The following is a 23,421-nucleotide window of genomic DNA, read 5'->3' as shown; positions in this document are numbered from 1 at the left end:
GGAGCACTATCCAAGTGCTCCAGCCCCACTTCAGTCAGCCGCGTCAGGCATTAACCATGTATCTCAGTCACCAGCAGGCGAACTCTGGCCAGACTGCTCAGGACCCTGGCCATCCTGGCTCTGGCCGTCAGCCTCGCCTACTGGCGGAACATCAGCCTCGGAAGAACCGACCGAAGCTCCAACCAGTTCGGGCTTCTGGTCCTGTCCATCAGCGGAGCTGGCCGCATGCCTGGGTCCCTCAAAGGGCTTGCCGGTGAAGGTGAACTCGCCCAGGATGCCCTCGCCTTCGGCGTCAACCTGAACGGACTCATTGTCTGTAAGCTCACCCATGAGGATCTTCTCGGAGACGGCATCTTCGATGTCCCGCTGGATGACGCGACGTAGAGGCCGGGCACCCAGGAGCGGATCGAACCCCTTCTCGGCCAGCAGATCTTTGGCCTTGTCGGTCAGATCCAAGGACATGTGGCGCTCGAAGAGACGATCGTTGAGCTGAGCGATGTCCAGATCGACAATCTGACGGACCTGAGGCTCGGTCAGCTGCTGGAAGACGATGATGTCATCCAGGCGGTTCAGGAACTCGGGCCTGAACTGCTGCTTGAGCTCGCTGGTCACCTGATCCTTCATTCGCTGATAGGAGGTCTCGGTGTTGCCGCTCACGTTGAAGCCGGTGTTGGCCGCCTTGGCGATGTCGCGGGTTCCCAGGTTGGTGGTCAGGATGATGATGGTGTTCTTGAAGTCCACCACGCGACCCTGTCCATCGGTCAGATGGCCGTCGTCCAGCACCTGCAGAAGAGTGTTGAAGATGTCCGGATGAGCCTTCTCGATCTCGTCGAAGAGGACCACGGAGAATGGCTTGCGCCTGACCTTCTCGGTCAGCTCGCCACCCTCTTCGTATCCCACGTACCCCGGAGGGGCGCCGAAGAGACGAGAGGTGGAGTACTTCTCCGAGAATTCGGACATATCCACGCGGATCAGGGCATCCTCATCATCAAAGAGGAACTGGGCCAGAGCCTTGGCCAGCTCGGTCTTGCCCACGCCGGTGGGACCAGCGAAGATGAAGGAACCTGCGGGACGCTTGGGATCCTTGAGGCCCACACGGGTACGGCGGATGGAGCGGGACAGGGCGGAGACGGCCTCATCCTGGCCGATAATCCGCTTGTGCAGTTCCTTCTCCATACCCAAGAGCTTCTTGGACTCGGCCTGAGTCAGCTTGAAGACCGGAATGCCGGTGGTCGAGGAGACCACCTCGGCGATCACATCTTCGTCGACAACCATCTTGACGTCGGACTCGCCCTCGTGCCAGGCCTGCTCCCTCTCCTTGCGCTCGGCCTCCAGCTTTTCCTGGCTGTCACGCAGCTGAGCGGCCTTCTCGAAGTCTTGGTCCTTGATGGCCTGGTCCTTCTGAGCGGAGATACGATCCACCTTGGTGTCCAGCTCCTTGAGCTCCGGCGGGGCAGTCAGCCGCTTAATGCGCAGACGTGCGCCGGCCTCATCAATCAGGTCGATAGCCTTGTCAGGCAGGTTCCTGTCCTGAATGTAGCGCGCGGAGAGCTCGGCCGCCGACTGCAGAGCCTTGTCAGTGATAGTGACGTGATGATGATGCTCGTAGCGGCCGCGCAGACCCTTGAGGATCTCGATGGTCTGGGCGATGCTGGGCTCGGAAACCTGAATCGGTTGGAAACGCCGCTCCAGGGCTGCATCCTTTTCGATGTACTTGCGGTACTCGTCGGTAGTGGTTGCTCCGATGGTCTGCAGTTCGCCGCGGGCCAGCAGAGGCTTGAGCATGTCGGAGGCTCCCAGGGCCCCGTCAGCCGAACCTGCGCCGACGATGGTATGAATCTCATCGATGAAGAGAATGATGTCACCCCGGGTCTTGATCTCCTTGAGCACCTTCTTCAGACGCTCCTCGAAGTCGCCCCGGTAGCGTGAACCGGCCACCATGGAGCCCAGATCCAGCGAGTAGACCTGCTTGCCCTTGAGGGTCTCGGGCACATCGCCTTCATGGATCTTCTGCGCCAGACCCTCGACCACGGCGGTCTTACCTACACCGGGCTCTCCGATCAGCACAGGGTTGTTCTTGGTCCTTCTGGACAGAACGACCATGACCCGCTCGATCTCGTTGGCCCGGCCGATAACCGGGTCCAGCTTGCCTTCAGCGGCTTCCTGGGTCAGGTTCCTGCCGAACTGATCCAGGATGGCTGAACCGGTCTGGCCGCCCTTGTTGGAAACGCCGCCGGCATTGGCCAGATCACCCTTGCCAGCATCGCTTCCCTCGTGGTTGCCGCGAATCATGTCAATCGTGGCGGTCCGCAGATCGCCCAAGTCCACGCCCATCTTGATCAGCACCTGGGTGCCGACGCCTTCACCCTCGCGAATGAGTCCCAGCAAAATGTGCTCAGTGCCAATATAAGAGTGGCCCAGCTGAAGCGCCTCACGCAGCGACAGCTCCAGGACCTGACGGGCGTGCGGCGTAAATGGGATGTGCCCATTGGGAACCGCATTGCCCTTACCGATCATCTCCTCGACCTGTTTGCGGGTGGCATCCAGTTCCACGCCCTTGGAGGCCAGGGCCTTGGCGGCAACACCGTCACCTTCCCTGATCAGGCCCAGGAGGAGGTGCTCGGTGCCGATGTAATTGTGCTGCAGAGTGCGGGCCTCTTCCTGCGCCAGCACAATCACCCGCCGCGCACGGTCGGTAAACCGTTCGAACATACTTGTCCTTCCCTTTGATCCGTAATTCACTCTACAGATTTACGGTGACGTTTATTCTCGGCCCACCGGGGATTGCGCTCTGAACGCAACGAGGCCTTGGAATCAGTCCTCTGAGCCGTCTTCCGACTGCATCTGCTCCATGAGTTCCACCTCAGGGCGCTCCTCGCGGGGCTTCTGCCTGACCACATCGATATGAAGATCGTCATAGGCCGGCTGGGACTGGACCCAGAGATGGGACTCCTCCTGGGGCTCGATCTCGGAATGCTCGCCGCAGCCATGATCCATGGAGACCACCCGCCCGTCGTCCGGACTCCAACGATTAGCACAGACGCCGAACATGGTCCCCAGATCACCTGCCAAGGGAATCAGGAAGCCGCAGGTCTCGCAGGCCTTGCCCTTGGCCGTCCGAGTCGACAGGGACTTAGGACCGTGCTGCCCCTCGTACCAGCGCTTGGCAGTGACGGACCTGGCCTCGGCTGTCATCAAGTGCCGACGAGTCAGAGCGAAGCTGTCGACGGCCTCGTCAAGGTCGTCGGAAGAGGTCTTTACGCCCAAGGAAACCTGACCATCCGGATCATGCTCGTGAACGTCTTTTTCGCCACCTGCGCGGTCTGCCAGACGGAAAACCGCACCGTCAGCATCAACCGAGGCTGATGCTTTCCGGCCCTCTTCATTGTCTTCTGAGGTCTGCTGTACTTCAGAATTCTGAAGCCTAGTCTGCGCAGGCTTGTATCCGTCCGTCAGCCTGGGGTCGTCGGGATCGGTCCCCATGGCATCGGTCACGCTCAGATCCGAAGGCAGCAGACGATCCCTCCAGGGGACCCATGCCGGGGGCTGCAGGGCCGCATCGGTGGGCACCAGAGACGATTCATCAACAGTCCAGGTATCGGCATCCTCATCACGGTATAGAGTGACCGACCATTGCCAGCCCTCGTAGCCCTTGATGGCCGAAGCGAACCGGTAGTCCCAGACTCCATCCCCGATCAGGGTGCGTCCGACCAGCCCACCGACCTCATCGCTGTCGGCAGCCACGCTCAGAACTACTCGCCTGGCCAGTTCCTCAGGATCCAAGTCCTCTTGAACCATCTATCACACCTTCATCATCAGTGGGACCGGATCAACCGATCCACGTCGGATTCTTCTCGCCGTCCGCTCAGTCCGGCACGTCAAAGTCATCGGCCACAGCCCTCAGGAGGGTAGCCAGCTTGGCGGATTCAGCCCGACCTGGATAGTGGTGCCTACGCAGTCCATTGCCAGCTGAATCCAGCAGCTTGATCAGATCCTCCACGATGGCGGCCATATCGTCCGGATCGGGACGCTTGGCACGCAGAATGGAGGGGGTAGGCCCCACCAGCTTCAGATCCAGTGCCTGGGGGCCCTTGCGGCCCTCAGCCACCGAGAACTCCACCCGGGATCCCTTGCGTATGGTGGATACCCCAGCAGGCAGGGCTGATGATGGCAGGAAGACATCCCCACCTTGTTCATCCGTGATGAACCCGAACCCCCGCTTGGCGTCGTACCATCGTACTCTCCCGCTGGGCATGCTCTGCCACTTCCTTACGTTGCTTCTTGTACAGGTATATCCGAAATCAGTCTACCTGACCTGGACAGGCAGGACGACCCATCTTGTCATGGGCATACGGAACGGGTTGGCAGCAGGATTGGCCTAATCCTCAACGCCCCCCTGATCCTGCCTGACGCCCTGGGGTATGACGATGGTGAAGGTCAAGCCGCCCCCCGGGGTCTGCGAGGCGCAGATGAACCCCTGATGGGCCTTGACAATGGATTGTACAATGGCCAGACCCAGCCCCGTGCCGCCCTTCTCCCGAGCCCTGGATGGATCGGCTGTGTAGAAGCGCTCGAAGAGCCTGGACCTGGATTCCTCCGGGACGCCCGGCCCGTGGTCGACCACGCGAATAATGGCGTAGTCGGTGCCCACATGGCTGTTCTCTGCCACTTGGATCGCTTCTGTCAGACGTCCCAGCGAGGATTCGGCGGCCTCCAACCTTGTCAGATCCGCTGGAGCGATGGTCGCCTTGACCAGGCCCAATCCCACCCGAACAGGCGAATCAGATGGGGTATAGCGGTGGATATTGCCCACGATATTGGTAATCACCTGACGCAGACGGCTGGGATCGCCAGTCACCTGCACCGAGGGCAAGGGGCCTACATGAATGTCCAGACTGACAGATGGACCCAAGTGCCCGCCCACGGTGATTTTCTCCTTGCTGCGCCCTTTGAGGCCTGGCAGACCCTTGTTGGCTGCGACCGGGACCTCCTGGAGGGCTGGCTGATCCTCGGTATGCAGGCATACCTTTCCTGTAGCCACCTGCCTGCCCGGGTCCAGGGCATGCAGGTCATCCACCCCATCTCGCACCAGTCCAGTCAAATCGACCGCCAGGGTCGGGTCGATTCCCCTGCCCTCATCCAGGCGTGCAAGCGAGAGCAGATCCGTGACCAGGACAGTCATCCTGGTGGAGGAGTCCTCGATGTGCTGAATGGATTTGTCGGCCCGCTCCAAAGCCCCTGGATAGTCACGCTGCATCCTGTAAAGCTCCGCATAGCCGTGGATGGCAGCCAGTGGGGTGCGCAGCTCATGGCTGGCATCTGAAACGAACTGTTTCATCTTCTCAGTGGTCTGGCGCTGCTCGTCGAAGGAATGCTCGATTCGCGTCAGCATGGCATTCAGGGATGCTGCCAGGGAACCCACCTCGGTATTCTCCGGGAAACTGGGAATGCGTTGAGAAAGGTCGCCAGCCGCTATCTTTGCAGCGGTCTTCTCAATGCGCTTGAGGGGAACCAGGGTGGACTGGATCAGCAGGACCGAGATGACTCCACCCAGAAGGACCACCACGACGGAAATGATCATGCAGAAAGCCGTCAGATCATGCACAGCCTCATCCTGATCGCTCATGGACAGGCCAATGAAGAGCACGCCGCTGATTTCGGAACCGTCCAGCTCGTTGCCTAGCTTCCACTGCATGGCCACCACCCGCCAGGAGGCTCTGGCTCGCTTCATGGTGTCCCGGTCGGGCGAGGCCTGCTGAGAGCCGCGCACGTAGGCTGGTACCGTGGTCGGCTGGCCCAAGGGTATCGAGCCCAGGCTACCGTCGGCCGGAAGACGCGGGCGGGAGACGACCCCATTGACCTGCATCGGATTCAGATCGTCCGAAATGATGTGCAGGTCGTCGTCGCGGATCTGCAGGAAATAGTCGGTGGGGCCAAGCCCGTTCTTGCTCAGATCCTCCTGACGGAGGAGGGTGGCGTTGCGAATGCCTAGGTTGGCCTGGCGGATCAATTGCGAGTCTGTGCGCTTCATCAGATAGTCGTCGGCCATCTGGCAGATGGCTACAGAAACGCCCACCGTGCCCACGATGAGCAGAATGAGCATGCTGGCCACAAGTTTGGTGCTTAGGGGGATGGCAGCCAGAGGCGACCTAGGCAAGGAGCGATCCCTCGGTTTGCTGGAGCCGGATGCCTTGCCGGAGTCCGAACCCATGAAGGACTTGGACCCGTCAGCCGTCTTCGTGCCGGGAATGGCCGACGATTCTGTCTTGGGGAGCGGACCCTCGGGACTAGTCGCCATCGCCGCCGTCCGATGCGTTCTGCCTGGGAGCCCTGATCATGTAGCCGATGCCGCGCTTGGTCTCAATCAGCGGGGTGACCTTGCGCTCACCGCCTTGTCCGTCACTGACGGTGATGCCATCCACTTTCTTGCGCAGGTATGAGATGTAAGATTCAACAATGGCCGCATCGCCGCCCCAGTCGTACTGCCAGACATGGTCCAGGATCTGGGCCTTGCTGAGCACACGACCCTCGTTGTCCATCAGGTAGCGCAGCAGCTTGTATTCGGTCGGGCTCAGGTCGATGGGTTGACCGGCCCTGGTGACGTCGTGGGAATCCTCATTGATCTCCAGATCGCCCACACGAATGACCGGATCGTCCTCCTGGTGTTCGCGGGTCCTGCGCAGTATGGCCTTGATCCTGGCCACAACCTCCTCCAGGCTGAAAGGCTTGGTCACATAATCGTCGCCGCCCACAGTCAGTCCCATGACCTTGTCCTGGGTGTCATCCCTGGCGGTCAGGAAGAGCACGGGCGCATCGATCCCCTCCTGACGGATGCGTGAGGTGACCGTGAACCCATCGATGTCAGGCAGCATGACATCCAAGACAATCAGATCTGGCTGGGTGCGCTCAATGACCTGGATGGCCTCGGAGCCGGATGCCGCGGTCTCGACAGCAAAGCCCGCGAAGTGCAGGGAGGCCACCAGCAGATCCCTGATGGACGGTTCGTCGTCGACCACGACCAGTTGTGCTTGCGTCGGTTTGCTCATGGCTTCAGCTTGCCGCCACTTTCTGGGTATTCTCTGATAGTTTGCTGACCGTCTCTGCCGGGCGTAATTGTTTCTTTGCAGCGCCGGACTTGCGATGATGAGCCCCGGTTCGGCTACTGCGACGCCACCAAATCGTAACGGCTACGCCCAGCACGATCAGGACGACAACCGTCGCCGAAAGAGCAATGATCATCACCCGGTGATGCCGGTGGTTTTGGTCAAGAGTCTCAACCTGGTCCATCATGGCCTTGGCCGAGCCCACCCAGTCGGGATTGCGGCCCTTGGTGACTGGCTCCAGAGCCGCCTGCGAGAGCTGATCCACGCTGGATTGGTCCTTGAGCCAGGCCTGCGAGTTGCTGGAGACCGCCACGACCAATTTGCCGTCCTGAGAGGCCACAGCCAGCAGAACCGTGTCGTGGGTGGGCTTCATCGATTCGAGCACCCTGGATGCCCAGGTCTCAGGCTTAACACCCTGATAGAAATGCGGAAGGTAGAGCAGTCGGACCGATACTCCTGTCTGCTGCGCGGTTTCCTCAATGGCATCCTTGACTGATCCCACGTCAGAACCCAGCAAATTCTGCGGATCGGTGATCGTGTCGGTCATGGTTCCGGCCCCATTCTGAGGCTCATCGGCAAAAGCCTTGATCGGCCCCAGGACGCCGACCATCACAATCATCAGGAGCAGGAAAGCCAGCACCCGCCTTATGGGTGAAACGCCGACAGGATTCGTCTTGTGGAAGGGGACTCGTTCGACCACATGGATCCGCGGACGGGGCAACTGCTTGAACACTGTCATAGTGTCCACAGTAGCGGTTGACGGCAGTGGACTCCCCCACCATCACCGCCATTCACGGAAAGGACAATCATGACACGATTCCAAGTTGATTCTGATCAGATACAGACAGCCTCCGGCGCGGTCAGCGGCTCAATAGGAGCCATCAGAGATGCCGTGGCGGGAATGTACACCAATCTGGACAATCTGCAAAGCGTCTGGCAGGGCTCGGCGGCCAGCCAATTCGCCACGGTGGCCCAGCAGTGGCGCGCCTCGCAGGCTCAGATGGAACAGGCGCTTGAAGGTATCCAGGCAGCTCTGACACAGGCATCGTCGCTCTATGCGGACACCGAGGCCCAGGCCACCCGTCTGTTTGCCGGAGCCTGACGCCTGGTTGATACATGCAAGCAACCTGGAGCTATGTGATCATGGCGGATCGGCCCCGGACCTGGCAAGCATATGCGGAAAACGAAAACAGACGGTCAACGAGTACAAGAACAGAGACAGGGGCCTGCGCACCATTATCCGGTGCGCAGGCCCCTGTCCTTGGCGATCAATCAGTTCGGCCGAAAAGCCGGGCCGAACCTCGAGGGATCAGTAGCCCATGTCGCCCTGAGGCTGAGCGGCAGCAGGTGCCGGAGGCTCAGGCTTGTTGGCCACGACGGCCTCGGTGGTCAGGAAGAGCCCGGCGATGGAGGCAGCGTTCTGCAGAGCAGAACGAGTCACCTTGACAGGGTCGGCCACGCCGGCCTCCAGCAGATCCTGGTACTCGTTGTTGGCGGCGTTGAAGCCCTGACCAGCAGGCAGCGAACGAACCTTGTTGATGACCACGTCACCGGAGACGCCGCTGTTCTCGGCAATCTGCTTGATGGGGGCCTCGATGGCGCGGAAGACGATGGATGCGCCGGTGGACTCGTCGCCATCCAGCTTGACATCCTTCTCGGCCTTGGCAGCGGCCTGAACCAGAGCCACGCCACCTCCGGGCAGCAGGCCCTCCTCGATGGCGGCCTTGGCGTTGCGGACAGCATCTTCGATGCGGTGCTTGCGCTCCTTGGCTTCGACCTCGGTGGCTGCGCCGACCTTGATGACGGCCACGCCGCCGGCCAGCTTGGCCAGCCGCTCCTGCAGCTTCTCACGGTCGTAGTCGGAGTCGGTGTTCTCGATCTCGGTGCGGATCTGGCCCACGCGAGCGGAGACCTCGTCCTTGGAACCACCTCCGGAGACGATGGTGGTCTCGTCCTTGGAGACGATGACCTTCTTGGCGGTGCCCAGCACGCTCATGTCGATGGAGTCCAGCTTGAGGCCGAGCTCATCGGAAACCACCTGTGCGCCGGTCAGAATGGCCATATCCTGCAGCATGGCCTTTCGGCGGTCGCCAAAGCCAGGGGCCTTGACGGCGCAGGAGTTGAAGGTGCCGCGGATCTTGTTGAGGATCAGGGTGGGCAGCGCCTCGCCGTCCACGTCCTCAGCGACGATCAGCAGCGGCTTGCCGGTCTTCATGACCAGCTCGGCGATGTGGACCACGTCCTGCTGGCTGGAGACCTTGCCTGAGGTCAGCAGAATGTATGGATCATCCAGAACGGCGGTCTGGTCGTCGTTGTTGGTGACGAAGTAGGGAGCGATGTAGCCCTTGTCGAAACGCATGCCCTCGGTGAACTCCAGGTCCAGGCCGAAGCGGTTGTTGTCCTCGACGGTGACCACGCCGTCCTGACCGACCTTGTCCAGAGCCTCGGCGATCTCATTGCCGATCTCGGGGTCGCCTGCAGAGATGGTGGCGGTGGCAGCGATCTGATCCTTGGTCTCGACTTCCTTGGACTGTGCCACGAGCTCCTTGACGATGGCATCGGCCGCCTTCTCGATGCCGCGACGCAGGGCGATGGGGTTGGACCCGGCAGCCACGTTCTTCAGACCCTCATGCACCAGGGACTGGGCCAGTACGGTGGCGGTGGTGGTGCCGTCTCCGGCTACGTCATCAGTCTTCTTGGCTACTTCCTTGACCAGCTCGGCGCCGATGCGCTCGTAAGGATCCTCCAGGTCGATCTCCTTGGCGATGGAGACACCGTCGTTGGTGATGGTCGGCGCGCCGTAGGACTTGTCCAGCACCACATTGCGACCCTTGGGGCCCAGCGTGACCTTGACCGTGTCGGCCAGCTTGTCCAGGCCGGCAAGCATGCCCTGACGAGCTTCCTCGTCATACTCGATGATTTTTGCCATTGTTGCTTCCTCCGTCATGGCTTGAGGTTTCATGACCCACCGTCGGCGTGGAACGGAACCCGACCGTCAGCTGTCGTGTTATCACTCCCGCACCTCGAGTGCTAATTCAGCAGATTAGCACTCGGTGGAGCCGAGTGCCAACCTGAGTGGAAAATACGCTGCAGGCTGTATGTCATATCGGCCCTGACCGATCAGCCGTGCCCACAGACGATCCGCACTCTGCTCTCAAACGAATGCTATAAAAAAATGGACCCCGGAATGACCGGGATCCACCATGACGAATACAGAAGACGACAATCAGAGCTTGGTGACCTTGGTTGCCTGCAGACCCTTGGGGCCCTGCTCCACCTGATATTCGACCTTATCTCCCTCATCAAGGGTCTTGAACCCGTCGGACTGAATGGCTGAGTAGTGCACGAACACGTCCTCGCCGCCATCGTCGGGATTGATGAATCCGTAACCCTTGCCAGCGCTGAAGAATTTCACAGTGCCTTGTGCCATAACTAACTTCCTTAACATAGGTGCCGCGTCACAACAGATACGAGACTGACCGCATCTGCCTGGTCGGCAAGGTCAGTTTAGGCCCATTGATAGGGCAATTGCAAAACGCCGAGCCGAAATTCGGGAACTTTTGCCATCGAATTTCCTCGGTCGTCCGGTTGGTTGAACCTCACTGCATGAGGATGGCTTCCACCGGAGTGGAGGCCACGGAGGACTGCTCTACCTGGGTGATGCCCAACAGGCTGGCCACCTCCTGGGCAGTAGCCTTGTCACCCTCGTCACGGTAACGGACCGTACTTACGCCAGACAGAGCGCCCTGCGGGTTGGTTGCCGTGACCGCAGTATAACCGGCATTGACCAGAACCTGACGCTTGTTGCCTGCATAACCGGTGATCCTGGTTCCGTTGATGACCGCCACCTGTGTGCCCCTGTTGACCACGGGTGCCGGGCTGCTGCTGGATGCACTCGCCGAAGGCGATTGCGAGGACGGTTGTGAAGCCTGGCCCTGTGAGGATTCTTCAGCAGAGGTCTTGCTCTCTGAGGCAGAGGAGGATGCAGACCTCTTGGGCAGATGGCTGCTGATGACCCGTGAGGCATCAGTATGCGTCTGCTGCCAGGGCAGGGAGCCACTGACTGCAGCCCATAGGCCCAGTCCGCACAGCACGGCCAAGACCACCACCAGCAGGTAGGGCAGAACCCTGACCGACAGGGAACGAGGCCCCCGATGCACACCGACCGGCCCCTTGGGAGGGTTGTCGAACGCATCATGAACCTGGGGGCGCGCCTGCGTCCCATTGTCGCGCGTGCTAGCCATGAACTCTCCTCTGCTCCACCGGATCCTGAACCATTATAGGTAATGGGACGCCGGAGCAGCATCCCACTGACCATCCGACGTTCCCGCGAGCCTGGGAGAGCCATGACAACCCTGGCCGGCTCATAGCACCAAGCGATATAGTGACCTTATGAACAGCAGCCAGCCTATTGCCGCAACCTCCCCCGCGCCGACGAACGGAACCGGTACCAACCCTCCGACCATAGCAGGAGGCCAGGGCCGACCCCATCGCAAACCTCTGAGTGCCCTGGTGGATCCCGGCTGGGCCAAGGCTCTCGCTCCTGTCGAACCCAACATTCACCGGATGGGCGACTTCCTCAGATCCGAGCTGGCCCAGGGCCACCGCTATCTGCCTGCCAGCAAGAACATCCTGCGCGCCTTTACCATCCCCTTCGACTCCATCAAGGTCCTGATCGTGGGCCAGGATCCCTATCCGACTCCCGGGCATCCGGTAGGCCTAAGCTTCTGCGTGGATCCTGCAGTCAGCCCCATCCCCGGCTCCCTGCGCAATATCTACGCCGAGCTGAGTACTGACCTGGGCCTGCCCACGCCCTCCAACGGCGATCTGACACCTTGGACCCGGCGAGGGGTCATGCTGCTCAACCGCTGCCTGACTGTTCGGGTGGGCAAGCCGGCCAGCCACCGGAACAAGGGCTGGGAGGAGATCACCGACGCCGCCATCCGAGCTCTGAACGACAGGCGCGACCAGGAGGGCAAGATCCGGCCCCTGGTAGCCATTCTTTGGGGAAGACAGGCCCAGAGCCTGGAGCCCCTGCTGACCAACGCGGCCATCATCAAATCCCCGCACCCCAGTCCCATGTCGGCCCGATACGGCTTCTTCGGGTCCCGTCCGTTCTCCAAGGCCAACGAAGCGCTGGAGGCCATGGGCGCCGAGCCGGTGGACTGGTCCCTGACCTGAGTCCGGCTGGCTGAATCGTCAGGAAATGCCGTTACCATGTCTGCTATGGCATTATTCCCACCACGCCCCAGTCAGTCCCCATCTGTTCAGTCCGGTCAGAACCGGCAGGTTCCGCCAATCAGCCAGGACGACCTGCAACGTTGCCGTCAGTTGGCCGACCGGATCCGAACCCGCTTTTCAAGGACTCTGGTAGGCCAGGAGAACCTGCGCGAGGCCCTTATCCTGACGCTGGTGGCCTCCGGACACATCCTGATCGAATCCGTGCCCGGCTTGGCCAAGACCACCGCCGCCCAGACCCTGGCCACCTCGGTCTCCGGCAGCTTCAAGCGGATTCAGTGCACGCCCGACCTAATGCCCTCGGATCTGGTAGGCACTCAGGTTTATGACTTCTCCACACAGCGCTTCTCGACGCAACTGGGCCCTATTCACGCCAACTTCGTTCTCCTGGACGAGATCAACCGCTCCAACGCCAAGACCCAGTCAGCCATGCTTGAGGCCATGGCCGAGGGCGCCACCACCATCGGCGGCGAGCGCATAGCCCTGCCCCGGCCCTTCATGGTGATCGCCACCCAAAACCCCATTGAGGAGGAGGGTACCTACAACCTGCCCGAGGCCCAGATGGACCGGTTCATGCTCAAGGCCGTCATGACCTATCCTGATGCCGACCAGGAGACTCGAATGCTGCAGATGCTGACCAGTCGAGGCACCGATATGCCCGGCAAGGACGATCGGGACGCACTGACCATCGCCGATGTGGACTTCTTGAGGCAGAAGGCCCGGCAGGTCCACGTGGCAGAGCCCATCATGCGATATGCAGTCGATCTGGCAGCCACCAGCAGGGGGGCTGGATCGCGGCCCATCCAAGGGCTGGCCGAACAGGTGAGACTGGGAGCCAGCCCGCGTGCCTCCATCGCTCTGGTGCGCATTGGCCAGGCCAGAGCCCTGCTGACTGGCAGGGATTACGTCATTCCCGAGGATCTGAAGGACTGGGCCCATTCAGTACTCCGCCACCGGATTCTGCTGACCTTCGAGGCTCAGGCCGACGGCATCAGCAGCGACGACATCATCGACCAGATCGTCGACACGGTGCCGGTGCCATGAGCCGTCGACGCTCGGATCGCGACCCGGTCCGCAGGCGGATCGAGTCCTTGGACTCCAGCCTGCGGCTTCCCACGGTGCGCAGGGCCCTTGGTCTGCTGGAGGGTGAGCACTCCTCCAGCCGACGCGGCGGTGGAGACGAACGCGCCGACCTGCGCGCCTATGAGTTCGGAGACGAAACCCGCATGATCGACTGGCACGCCAGCGCACGGATGGGTCGGCCCATGGTGGTGGAGCGCGAGCGCCTGGTTACCAGCAAGGTCTGGCTGTTGCTGGACGTTGGCCGCGAGATGTCCGGAACCTGCCCTGACGGGGAGCAGGCCATCCAGGTAGCCGCCAACGCCCTGTGCATGTTCGCCTCCCTAAGCCTGCGCCGCAGCGATGAGGTGGATCTGGTCCTGGTCAATTCGTCCGCCATCCGCCGCATACCCTGCCAGGGCGGCTTCGCTCGATTCGAACAGACGCTGGACCGGGCTCTGGAGTCACCGCTGGAACAGCCACGCAACCTTGAGGCCCTGCTGGGCTACGCCGCCGGCATCCAGGACCGGCAGGCCATGCTGGTTATCGCCACCGACCAGTCGGCATTGCACGTAGACCTGATGCCGACCATCCGACAGTTGGCAACCACCCACCCCCTGAATCTCATCGGAGTGGAGACCATGAATCCCCTGCGCCAGCAGCCCGCTATGGGCTCGGTAAAGGATGCGCCCAGCGGACGCAGGATCCCGGCTTTCCTGCGAACCGCGAACGGGACGCAAGCTGTGGACCTGCACAGACGCTACCAGATTGAGGCCTTTAGCCGGGAACTGTCCAGAATCGGGGCCTCCCTGATCCGGGCAGACTCCAGCACAGCCATGTTCAACAGGTTCATCCACCTGCTTTCAGCCGGCAGACCGGGCATCCCCATGCGACGGACGGTGATGGCGGCATGAGTGGTGTCGTCCTGATTCGTCTTGCGTCCGATCATGGCCGAATCAAGGTCATGCCCACCATGACCCAGCCCACCTGGCTGTTGGCTCTGACAACGACCGCCATCATACTGGCCCTGGCCCTGGCCGGAGCGGCCATTCTTTTGCCTATGTTCCGCCGTCAGCAGGAAGAGCATCCGATCCAGGCGAGCTCTGACTCCCTCGATGCATGGCGTCGGCGGATTGATCAGGTGGTGGCCCAGTACAACAAGGGCCATCTGGACCGCGACCAGGCCATGACAGCACTGGCCACTATCGCTCGTGGATTTGCCTCCCACTCCTGGAACAGCGACATGAAATCCAAGACTTTGGCCGAAATCCAGGCTCAGCCCCGCACGCCGAGTACGCAGCAGGGTCTGGATCTGCTTCGACAGACCATAGATGCCCTCTACCCGCCCGAATTCGCCCTTCCAAGGGACAGCGAGGGAACTGACGCCACGGTGAATCAGGCAGCCGACTGGGTACGGGATTTGATTGAACGGTGGCCACGATGAGCATAGGCAATCTGTCCTGGAGGTGGCCCTGGCTGCCGGTCCTGGCTCTGGTCCTGGCATTGGCAGTGGGCCTGCTGGCTCACCGTATGGCGCGTCGTGGCCGGCCGGATCAGGAACCGGGAGCCCGGATCTGGACCTTGGACAACGACCTGGACACCGAGGAGGGCCACGAGGCCCTGCGGCGCTGGCGGCGATTGAACCGCTGCGCCGCAATCCTGCTCGCTCTGGCCCTGATGATGGTTTTAAGCCTGGCTGCAAGGCCCGCCCGGGTCGATCGGACATTGGAGGAGGGTCATAACCGCGATATTGTCCTATGTCTTGATGTGTCCGGGTCCACCCTGCCCTACGACCGGCAGGTGATCGCCTCCTACCTCGATCTGGTCCGCAACTTCCGGGGCGAACGCATGGCTCTGAGCATCTTCAACTCCACATCGCGCACCGTCTTCCCCCTGACTGATGACTATGACATGATCACTGCCGAATTAAGCAAGGCTCGGCGGATCCTGGACGGGGTGCAATCCCAGGACCGCATCGACGCCATGAGCGGACGACAGTACCAGGACATCAGCGACTGGCTGGAGGGCACGCAGAACCGCCGGGACACCACCTCACTGATCGGCGACGGACTGGTGGGCTGTGCTGCGCTCCTGCCGCAATTCGCTCCCAAGAACCAAACCCGACCGGCAAAGGCCGACCAACGTTCGAGCTCCTTGGTCCTGGCCACCGATAACGTGGTCTCCGGCAAACCCACGTACACCCTGGAAGAGGCGCTCAAGCTGACCTCGGCCGCAGAAATCGCGGTGGACGGGCTCTATTCGGGACCGGACCAAGGCACCGAGGATGAGACCACCAAGCAGATGCAGCGGCTGATCGAAGCCCGTGGCGGTATCTTCCTGCGACGGCAGGATGGGAACTCCATCAACGCGCTGGTCCGCCGGATCGAACGTCGCCATGGAGCCGACCCACGCCAGCAGGAGCAGTCCAGCCTGGTGGATGCACCCGGCTGGTGGACCCTGGCCCTGGCCCTGGCCCTGTCCGCATATCTGCTCCTGGCCTGGAGGCTGAAGCGATGAACATACTCAAGTCCCTGACCTTTGAGCCTGCTCTGGGCTGGGTGGCCGGCGGCCTTCTGGCAGGCCTGCTCTTGCTCCTGGCCATTGCGCTGGTCATCCATGGACTGCGTAAGGGACAGGATACGGATGCCGATCGCTGGGCCCTGGCCCGACGCACCGCCATGGTCCTGATCCTGGCCCTCATGGTCCTGACTCCCAGCACCGTCAGCAAAACCACCAACAAGGCCGTCAACGCCACTGATGTCTTCATTGCGGTTGACGTGACCGGATCCATGGCAGTCAAGGATGCCGGATATGGAACCCAGGACGGCATGAGCCGGTTGGAGGCGGCCAAGGCGGCCGTTCGAGACCTGGTCGACATCTATCCGGATGCATCCTTCTCGGCTCTGAGTTTCGGTGCCTCGGCCAGCGTCGATCTGCCCCTGACCCCCGACGTACGAGCTGTGGACAACTGGGCCCGTGGGCTGACCACAGAGCCCACCTCCCGTTCCTCGGGTTCCAGTCTGGACGCTCCTCTCGATCGGCTGACTCTGGCATTGAAGCAGACCAAGGACCGACATCCCAACGACCGGATCCTGCTCTATCTGATCAGCGATGGGGAGCAGACCGGCAGGGACGAACGGCGATCCTTCAGCGCTCTTAGAGAAGGGTTGGACGAGGCTTTTGTCCTGGGAACCGGTTCAGTCAAGGGAGGCACGGTGCCGTTGACCTCCGATGTGGGCGGCAGCGATGCCGGAGGCTGGGTGAAGGATCCGCAGACCGGCCAGCCGGGCATCTCGGCCATGGACCCGAACACCTTGAAGGCCATGGCCGACGAGATGAGCGGCCACTATCAGGCCCTGGTCAAGGGGGTCACCGTCCACGAGGGTGCTACGGCTTCGGTCTCCAAGCGCTACCGGGTGACCACGGTCGACCAGGTACGCCGACATGTCACTCCACTGGTCTGGCCCTTGGCACTGGTGGAACTGGTCCTGGTCCTGGTTGAGGCAGGGCAATGGATCCGTACTTCGAGGAGATTGCTATGAGCAGGAAGATCCTTCGAACGCGTCTGGTTCTTATTGTTGTAGCCCTGATAGCAGCGCTGGCCGGGGCATGGGGCCTGATCAACGTCAGAGCCATCGCCACTTACAACGAGGCCACGCGCACACTGAACACCAGCATCCGGCAGGCCCGAAACCCACAGGCAGACCCGGCAGCAATCAAGGCGCTGCAAGATCAGGCAGACCGCCTTTTCGCCCAAGCGGCGCGGCCGGGCCCCTTGCTTCTGCCGAAGACCAGGCAGGCCGCGCAGGCCAACCAAGCGACCAGTACTGCGCTGACCCAACGTACGGAACGGGTACTCAAAAAACAACAAGCAGACAAAACCAAGAATGGGCAGGATGGAAAGAGCGGATCAGGCAAGGGCTCATCCTTTGGGCTGACCAAGCAGCAGGAGGCTGAGGTGGAGGATCTGCTCAAGCGCAACCAACAACAGAGCGATCCCTCCTCCTCCCCCAACCCAACAGGCAATACGGGCGGCCACCAGGACCAGGAAAAGGGCGTCAAACCCTGGTGACCGGCCATACCAGGCATTGCTCAACCATTTGCAAAGACCTGTCCCCATCAAAACGGGTCAGGCAACATTCGACCACATAGCCCAATCGACGCCATGCAAGCGTGACCGCGGTGATGAAGTAGGCGCATGGACAAGTCATCACCATCGTTACTACCAACCTGGGGCTCCTTCCTCGAGCAGTCCTCCTACCTGTCCGATCCTGAGGCGGCCGGAGCCTGCCCCTGCCACGCACGGGCAGCCCGCTGCCGGACCATGCTGGCCGATATGGCTCGGCAGTCGAGAACAACCCTGGTCCACCTGAGCGAGTTAGCCGGCCAAGCTCTTAGGGTCGACTGGCAGGGAAAGGCCGCTCAGGCCTACCGGGCCCAGGTACGGGCCATGGATGCCCTCTGCCAGGATCAGCGTGTCCAGGCAGGACGCACCTTGAACGTGATCGATCAAGAGAGCCAGCCATGAAGCGGACGATCACTGCCGCACCAGACGCCAACGGTTACACCAGCACCGAATTGGATCATCTGACCGGCATGGCGGACCGGCTCAACCAGGCAGGTGGTGCCCTGGCCACCCTGCAGACACAATGGATTCTTACCGATCAGGCCATCCGCAGAACCATGCCAGGACTGCCGGCACTCCCCTGCGCCCAGGCTGCCGTGCCGCCACCAGGTCACGCCCGTCTGCCCCTGGACCTGATGGTGACCTTCTGCCGTGACCAAGCTCAGTCCTGCGAAAACCTACGCACCAAACTCCAGTCTGTGGCCGATCGGCTGACCAAGGCCTACGGGTTGTACTCGCATGCGGAATCATTCATGGAAAAGCTGATGGACTCCCTGATATCCACGGCCGTGACCCTCTTTCAGCCCATCGCCCCGTACATGTTGGGAACCATCGGTCTGAGCCTGGGAGCAGCTAAACTGACCGGCAACCTGGATGCCTCGCAATTCCAGGAATTTCTGGAAACTACAGCCGGCATCCATCAGCCTCTGCTGGCCGCCGCCGCGTCCGACCTGACTTCAGACTACCATGATCCTATTGGCAGATTGGTCACCGATCCAGGTCTGCTGGTGCCCTTGATACTCGCTCATCTTCAGGGTGACCGGCTCACGATGGATCCTGTCCAGCCACAGGGCAAGGGGTTGGGCGAGGCTCATGACATCGCCACCGCTCTGCAGAATCTGGAGGCCTTGGGATCCTGCCGGGACGGCATTCCTTACGCAACCATCGCTGTACAACGATATCGGGAGGCGGACGGCAAGGACCGCTGGCTGGTCTACATACCCGGCACCAGCTCCCATCTCGATTCCCCCATCGGCTGGGGCCAAAACATCCAGCTCATGAGCGACAAGGCTTCAGTGCGCGAAAGTGCGGCCTCCCTGCGTCTAGTGGACCAGGCCATGCGGGAGGCCGGGGTGCGTCCGGACGATCCGGTCAGCCTGGTAGGTCATTCCCAGGGCGGCATCGTGGCCGCCACCATGGCCTCGGATCTTTCCAACCGTTACCACTTCGATCACATCGTGACCGTCGGATCACCCATCGCTCACCGCCAGATAGGGTCAGACACCTGGGTCACCAGCGTGGAGATGCGCGAGGAACTGGTCTCCAGTCTTGATGGAGCCGACAACCCCTCGCGGCCCAATCAACTGACTGTCAGGGGAAGGGCGGGCGGACCTCCCCCTCCAGGTGGCAACCAAACTGGCCGGTCGGTGACCACTGCCGGCCCCGGCAAGGAATCCACCCATGGCATGGCCTACCAACGTGCGGCCTGGGCTGATGCCAGCGATCAGAATTCACCAGCCGTACGACGTCAGGACGACCACTTCGCCCAAGCCATCGAGGGCGATCTGCAGGAGACCCGCTACTACCGCGGCAGGCTGCGGCGATGAGCGGGACACGCGGACCCCCAAGAGCACTCATATCGATTCCTGCTGGTTGACCCGGTCGTCTAGGCTGGAGTCATGAACCTGAGCCGAATCACCCCAGTCATCCCCCTCAACCCCTTGGACGGACGTTACCGCAGACAGACCAGCGATCTGGTGGACTACCTGAGTGAACCTGCCTTGAACCGCGAGCGTATACGGGTCGAGGTCGAATGGATGATCATGCTGGCCAACGGCTACCAGGGCAACGGCCAGCACCCGGTCCTGCCGGGCGTAAAGCCTCTGACCAAGGCTGAGCAGGCTTATCTGCGGGCTATCCCCGAGGATTTCGATGCCGATGGCATCACCGAACTGGCAGGTATCGAAGCCCAGACCCACCACGATGTCAAAGCAGTGGAATACTTCATCGACCGCCGTCTGGAGGCTGCAGCCACAGCCCTTGGCCCCGAGTCACAACTTCCCAGGCTGACTCCCCTGGTCCACTTCGCCTGCACCAGCGAGGACATCAACAACCTGTCCTATGCCCGCTGCATCCGAGGCGGGGTCGAACAGGTCTGGCTCCCCAAGGCCACCCGAATCGAGAAACACCTGGCCACCATGGCAGAACAATACCGCGATCTGCCCATGCTTGCCCTGACCCACGGCCAGCCGGCCACACCCACCACCCTGGGCAAGGAGATGGCGGTCTACGTCCACCGGCTGCACCGGCAGCTGGACCGGATCCGCAATCAGGACTACATGGGCAAGATGAATGGTGCCACTGGAACCTTTGGCGCCCATATGGCCGCCCTGCCGCAGGTGGATTGGATTGATCTGACCCGGACCTTCATCACCGAGCGGATGGGCCTGGTCTGGAACCCATTGACCACCCAGATAGAGTCCCACGACTGGCAGGCCGAGCTCTTCGGCAACATCGCCCACCTGGGCCGGATCCTACACAACCTGGCCGTGGACATCTGGATGTACATCTCCCGTGGCGTCTTTGCCCAGGAACCTGTCAAAGGCGCGACAGGGTCCAGCACCATGCCCCACAAGGTCAACCCCATACGCTTCGAGAACGCCGAAGCCAATCTGGAGATTTCGGGAGCCCTGCTGGACACCCTGGCCACTACCCTCACCGAAACCCGCTGGCAGCGGGACCTGACCGACTCCACCACCCAACGCAACATAGGTTCGGCCCTGGGCTACAGCCTGCTGGCTCTGGACAACCTGGACGGCGGCCTGCAGACCATCCACCCCGACAAGACCCTGATGGCCCGCGAGCTGGACAGCAATTGGGAGGTTCTAGGCGAGCCCATACAGACGGCCATGCGGGCCGCTGGACTGGCTGGACGCTCAGGCATGGATCACCCCTATGAGCAGGTCAAGGAGCTGATGCGGGGCAAGAGGATCGGCCGGGAGGATGTCGAGCACTTCATCGATGGCTTGGACCTGGACCAGGACACGGCCAGTCGGCTCAAGGCCCTGACGCCGGCAACCTACACCGGCACAGCCGGAACCTTGGTGGACTTCGATCGCGACTGACCATGACCCCGTCCCAGTCGACCACCACCCCCGAGGACACTGATTCCGCCCACCCTGGGCAGGAAGACCAAGTCGTCATCAGAGATACCCCACCCCAGCGGGTCCATGATGCCGAAGACCTACTTCGAGCCCTGGCAGCCCTGATCCTGGGAATCCTGGTCACCCTGGCAGCTGTCTACCTGAAAGGCATAGCGGCCGGAGTCGAGTCTGACATGCGCCAGGCTGGCAACGCCATGGACTGGCTCATGGACGTACCCACCGCTTTCCTCCAACAGGCGGTGACGGTGACCGTGGTCCTGGCCGTGATAATCCACCTGCTGGTCAACAGGGAATGGATCCAGGCCATCACCGCCCCCCTGGCCATGTTCCTGGGGTTTGGGCTGGTCATGCTGACCTCCAACCTCATCCTGAAGGCAGGCAACCCGACCCTGATCGCCTCATTCAGCTCCCAGAACGCCATAGGGTCGCCCGTCCTGCTGCCTGACTTCTATGCCGGTCTAGCTGCCTTCCTGAGCGCAGCAGGACCCCGTCGCCTGCGCAGCTCGGTCAAGTGGGGATGGAACGCTCTATACGTCGTGGCCATCATCATGGTCGCCATATCCTCCAATTCGGCCAGCGGGGTTCTGGTCTCGCTTATCCTTGGACGAATCATGGGCATGGTCGTCCGATACCTGGCGGGCACACAGAACAAGGGCGCCTGGGGGCAGGGGGTGGTGCAGGCGATAGCCTCCATCGGCATCCATGCCACGAGTCTGGAACGTCAGGATCCCAGTCTGGACTCCGATGGCCAGCCCCTGCCAGCCCTCGACGACGACCTCATTGAGGCCTCCCGCATCTACAGAGCCCATGACGGGCAAGGCCACACCTACACGGTGTCGGTCATGGACGGCCAGCTGCACACCATGGGCTATCTGATGCAGCTCTGGCAGTGGATCAAGCTGTCCGGAGTCTCCATGCGCCGGGACCGGTCAGTCAGAAACTCCATGCAACACCACATGGCCCTGCTGACTGAATTGCGGGACCTGGGGCTGCCCGCCCTGCACCCTTATGGCCTGACGGAGAGCGCCGAATCCTCAATTCTGGTACTGGAGGATGATGTCCATCTTGATCCCCTGGAACCTGAGAACCTGGACGCCGACAGGGCCAAGCAGCTGATGGACTACCTTCGCCGGGCCAACGAGCGCGGCTTCACACACCGCCGCATCCGCCCGGAGACTCTGGCCGTGGACCAGTCGGGCTCCATGGTCATCGCCGGCTGGGAGAACGGCGACAGCGCCAGCTCCCAGGCCAACATTGCCCTGGACCGGATCCAGCTTCTGGCCTTGATTGCCACAATGATCGGGGTGGATCAAGCCATTGATGCCGCCCGTGCCTCCTGGGGTGTCAAGACCCTGGCGGGGCTATCGCCATTCTGCCAGATGGTAGCCATTCCCGCACAGACCCAAGCCCTGCCCGGCTGGGATCGACAGATTCTGACTGACCTGCGCAAACAGTTGCAGGCTCTGGCTCCCCCTGAGTCGGTGGCTGAGACCGGCCAGGTAACCCTCTCACGTTTCAGTCTGCGCAGCTTCGTGGCCCTGGCCCTCTTGGTGGTAGCTGTGGCAGTCATTGTCACCCAGTTCAACCTGCCTCAGGTCATCAGCGCCGTCCGCAATGCCAATCCTTGGATGGCTGGGCTCTCCTTCCTGCTGGGATCACTGTCTTGGGCGGGTTGCGCCATCACTCTAGGAGTCTTCATCGATCCGGCCAAGCGCGATTTCAAGGGTATCTTCCTATCCCAGGTGGCCTCCTCCTTCACCTCGGTCTCCATGCCTGCCGGAGTGGGGCCGGCCTTCGTCAACCTGCAGTTCTTGCGACGGGACGGTTATGGCAACACCATGGCCACGGCCATCATGAGCGCCGTGGTGGCCGTCCAGTTCGCGACCACCTTCTGCCTGCTGATCGTCATCGGACTGTTCACCGGACGCAACACCCTATCCGGGATGATCCCCACCAACACCCTGGTCATCGTCATCGGAACAGTGGCCATCATCGCAGCACTGATCATGGCCCTGCCGTACACACGACGAATGGTCATGGAACGTTTGATGCCCATTGTGGCCTCCTACGCCCGCCACCTTGTAGAGATATTGACTCAGCCCCGGCAGCTGGTAGTGGCCGTGCTTGGTGCTGTGCTGCAGTCGGCCGCCTTGGGCATGAGTTTCTGGGCCGCCCTGATGGCCTTCGGCTGCAGGACCAACGTTTTTGAGACCACTTTCGTCTTCCTTCTGGCCAACACGCTAGGTTCGGCTGTTCCCACTCCTGGCGGCCTAGGGGCCATAGAAGCCGTACTCTTCTCCGCCTTCCGCCTGGCTGGCGTCCCCTCAGGTGTGGCCATCTCGGCCACTCTGGTCTTCCGTGTAGCCACCTACTGGCTGCGCATCCCCCTGGGAGCCCTTGCCATGCGCTGGTTGAGCAAGCACAATCGCATATGAAGAGCCCTTTGGACACTTTCATTCCCAAGGACCTCAAAAATCGCTTGATGAAATGTCGGAAACCCCCGAAAAATGCG

The 23,421-nt window shown here is 61.6% G+C and carries 20 protein-coding genes and 1 pseudogene; 12 read left to right on the top strand and 9 right to left on the bottom strand.

The window, feature by feature from the left end:
- Positions 1 to 63: 63 nt before the first annotated feature.
- From J3T93_RS02180 to J3T93_RS02155, 6 genes and pseudogenes are all read right to left on the bottom strand, one after another.
- Positions 64 to 2,712, bottom strand: a complete 2,649-nt coding sequence (locus J3T93_RS02180) for an ATP-dependent Clp protease ATP-binding subunit (protein ID WP_267430362.1) — start codon at positions 2,710 to 2,712, stop codon at positions 64 to 66.
- A 132-nt stretch (positions 2,713 to 2,844) separates the two neighbouring features.
- Positions 2,845 to 3,798 (bottom strand): annotated as a pseudogene (locus tag J3T93_RS02175) (DUF3027 domain-containing protein); the annotation flags it as partial.
- A 67-nt stretch (positions 3,799 to 3,865) separates the two neighbouring features.
- On the bottom strand, positions 3,866 to 4,255 hold the full coding sequence (locus tag J3T93_RS02170; protein WP_015022102.1) for a cold-shock protein: 390 nt from the start codon (positions 4,253 to 4,255) through the stop codon (positions 3,866 to 3,868).
- Positions 4,256 to 4,378: 123 nt separating this feature from the next.
- Positions 4,379 to 6,298: a HAMP domain-containing sensor histidine kinase gene (locus J3T93_RS09935; protein ID WP_324123860.1), complete on the bottom strand. Its 1,920-nt coding sequence runs from the start codon at positions 6,296 to 6,298 to the stop codon at positions 4,379 to 4,381.
- Positions 6,288 to 7,046 carry a response regulator transcription factor gene (locus J3T93_RS02160; protein WP_267399685.1) on the bottom strand — a complete coding sequence of 253 codons (759 nt, stop codon included), beginning with the start codon at positions 7,044 to 7,046 and terminating at the stop codon, positions 6,288 to 6,290. The genes J3T93_RS09935 and J3T93_RS02160 overlap by 11 nt, the downstream gene beginning before the upstream one ends.
- Before the next feature lie 4 nt (positions 7,047 to 7,050).
- Positions 7,051 to 7,842, bottom strand: a complete 792-nt coding sequence (locus J3T93_RS02155; protein WP_267430360.1) for a TPM domain-containing protein — start codon at positions 7,840 to 7,842, stop codon at positions 7,051 to 7,053.
- A gap of 69 nt (positions 7,843 to 7,911) precedes the next feature.
- Between J3T93_RS02155 and J3T93_RS02150 the strand changes: the two genes are divergently transcribed.
- Positions 7,912 to 8,205, top strand: coding sequence for a WXG100 family type VII secretion target (locus tag J3T93_RS02150; protein ID WP_024626574.1), 294 nt, complete (start codon positions 7,912 to 7,914; stop codon positions 8,203 to 8,205).
- Between the two features lie 207 nt (positions 8,206 to 8,412).
- Here J3T93_RS02150 and groL read toward each other — a convergent pair whose 3' ends face one another.
- The 3 genes from groL to J3T93_RS02135 all read right to left on the bottom strand — a co-directional run bounded on the left by groL (position 8,413) and on the right by J3T93_RS02135 (position 11,347).
- Complete coding sequence (gene groL, locus J3T93_RS02145) at positions 8,413 to 10,032, bottom strand: chaperonin GroEL (RefSeq protein WP_024626575.1); 1,620 nt, start codon at positions 10,030 to 10,032, stop codon at positions 8,413 to 8,415.
- A 297-nt stretch (positions 10,033 to 10,329) separates the two neighbouring features.
- Complete coding sequence (locus J3T93_RS02140; RefSeq protein ID WP_015022108.1) at positions 10,330 to 10,533, bottom strand: cold-shock protein; 204 nt, start codon at positions 10,531 to 10,533, stop codon at positions 10,330 to 10,332.
- 169 nt (positions 10,534 to 10,702) lie between these two features.
- Entirely contained in the window at positions 10,703 to 11,347 is a 645-nt protein-coding gene (locus J3T93_RS02135; protein WP_267430359.1) for a LytR C-terminal domain-containing protein, read from the bottom strand.
- Positions 11,348 to 11,495: 148 nt separating this feature from the next.
- On the opposite strand from J3T93_RS02135, the gene J3T93_RS02130 reads away from it, so the two are divergent.
- The 11 genes from J3T93_RS02130 to J3T93_RS02080 all read left to right on the top strand — a co-directional run bounded on the left by J3T93_RS02130 (position 11,496) and on the right by J3T93_RS02080 (position 23,344).
- The gene (locus J3T93_RS02130) at positions 11,496 to 12,284 is read left to right on the top strand and encodes a uracil-DNA glycosylase (protein ID WP_267399681.1); all 789 of its coding nucleotides are present in this window, start codon (positions 11,496 to 11,498) and stop codon (positions 12,282 to 12,284) included.
- 45 nt (positions 12,285 to 12,329) lie between these two features.
- Complete coding sequence (locus J3T93_RS02125) at positions 12,330 to 13,385, top strand: AAA family ATPase (RefSeq protein WP_373312847.1); 1,056 nt, start codon at positions 12,330 to 12,332, stop codon at positions 13,383 to 13,385.
- Complete coding sequence (locus tag J3T93_RS02120; protein WP_267399680.1) at positions 13,382 to 14,314, top strand: DUF58 domain-containing protein; 933 nt, start codon at positions 13,382 to 13,384, stop codon at positions 14,312 to 14,314. The genes J3T93_RS02125 and J3T93_RS02120 overlap by 4 nt, the downstream gene beginning before the upstream one ends.
- Positions 14,311 to 14,844, top strand: a complete 534-nt coding sequence (locus J3T93_RS02115) for a hypothetical protein (protein ID WP_267399679.1) — start codon at positions 14,311 to 14,313, stop codon at positions 14,842 to 14,844. The genes J3T93_RS02120 and J3T93_RS02115 overlap by 4 nt, the downstream gene beginning before the upstream one ends.
- Entirely contained in the window at positions 14,841 to 15,917 is a 1,077-nt protein-coding gene (locus J3T93_RS02110) for a vWA domain-containing protein (RefSeq protein ID WP_267399678.1), read from the top strand. Before J3T93_RS02115 ends, J3T93_RS02110 begins: the two co-directional genes overlap by 4 nt.
- Positions 15,914 to 16,942: a vWA domain-containing protein gene (locus J3T93_RS02105; RefSeq protein WP_267430358.1), complete on the top strand. Its 1,029-nt coding sequence runs from the start codon at positions 15,914 to 15,916 to the stop codon at positions 16,940 to 16,942. The genes J3T93_RS02110 and J3T93_RS02105 overlap by 4 nt, the downstream gene beginning before the upstream one ends.
- Entirely contained in the window at positions 16,939 to 17,472 is a 534-nt protein-coding gene (locus tag J3T93_RS02100) for a DUF6466 family protein (protein WP_267430357.1), read from the top strand. Before J3T93_RS02105 ends, J3T93_RS02100 begins: the two co-directional genes overlap by 4 nt.
- A gap of 126 nt (positions 17,473 to 17,598) precedes the next feature.
- A complete protein-coding gene (locus J3T93_RS02095) occupies positions 17,599 to 17,928 on the top strand; it encodes a hypothetical protein (RefSeq protein WP_267399675.1) in 330 nt (109 codons plus the stop codon).
- Entirely contained in the window at positions 17,925 to 19,352 is a 1,428-nt protein-coding gene (locus tag J3T93_RS02090; RefSeq protein WP_267430356.1) for an alpha/beta hydrolase, read from the top strand. The genes J3T93_RS02095 and J3T93_RS02090 overlap by 4 nt, the downstream gene beginning before the upstream one ends.
- Positions 19,353 to 19,424: 72 nt before the next feature.
- Complete coding sequence (gene purB, locus J3T93_RS02085; protein ID WP_267430355.1) at positions 19,425 to 20,870, top strand: adenylosuccinate lyase; 1,446 nt, start codon at positions 19,425 to 19,427, stop codon at positions 20,868 to 20,870.
- Between the two features lie 2 nt (positions 20,871 to 20,872).
- Positions 20,873 to 23,344, top strand: coding sequence for a lysylphosphatidylglycerol synthase transmembrane domain-containing protein (locus tag J3T93_RS02080; protein WP_267430354.1), 2,472 nt, complete (start codon positions 20,873 to 20,875; stop codon positions 23,342 to 23,344).
- The last annotated feature ends 77 nt before the right edge of the window (positions 23,345 to 23,421 follow it).

The organism is Bifidobacterium sp. B4111 (assembly GCF_026537235.1).
Taxonomy (GTDB): domain Bacteria; phylum Actinomycetota; class Actinomycetes; order Actinomycetales; family Bifidobacteriaceae; genus Bombiscardovia.
This window is presented reverse-complemented; position numbering and strand designations above follow the sequence as displayed.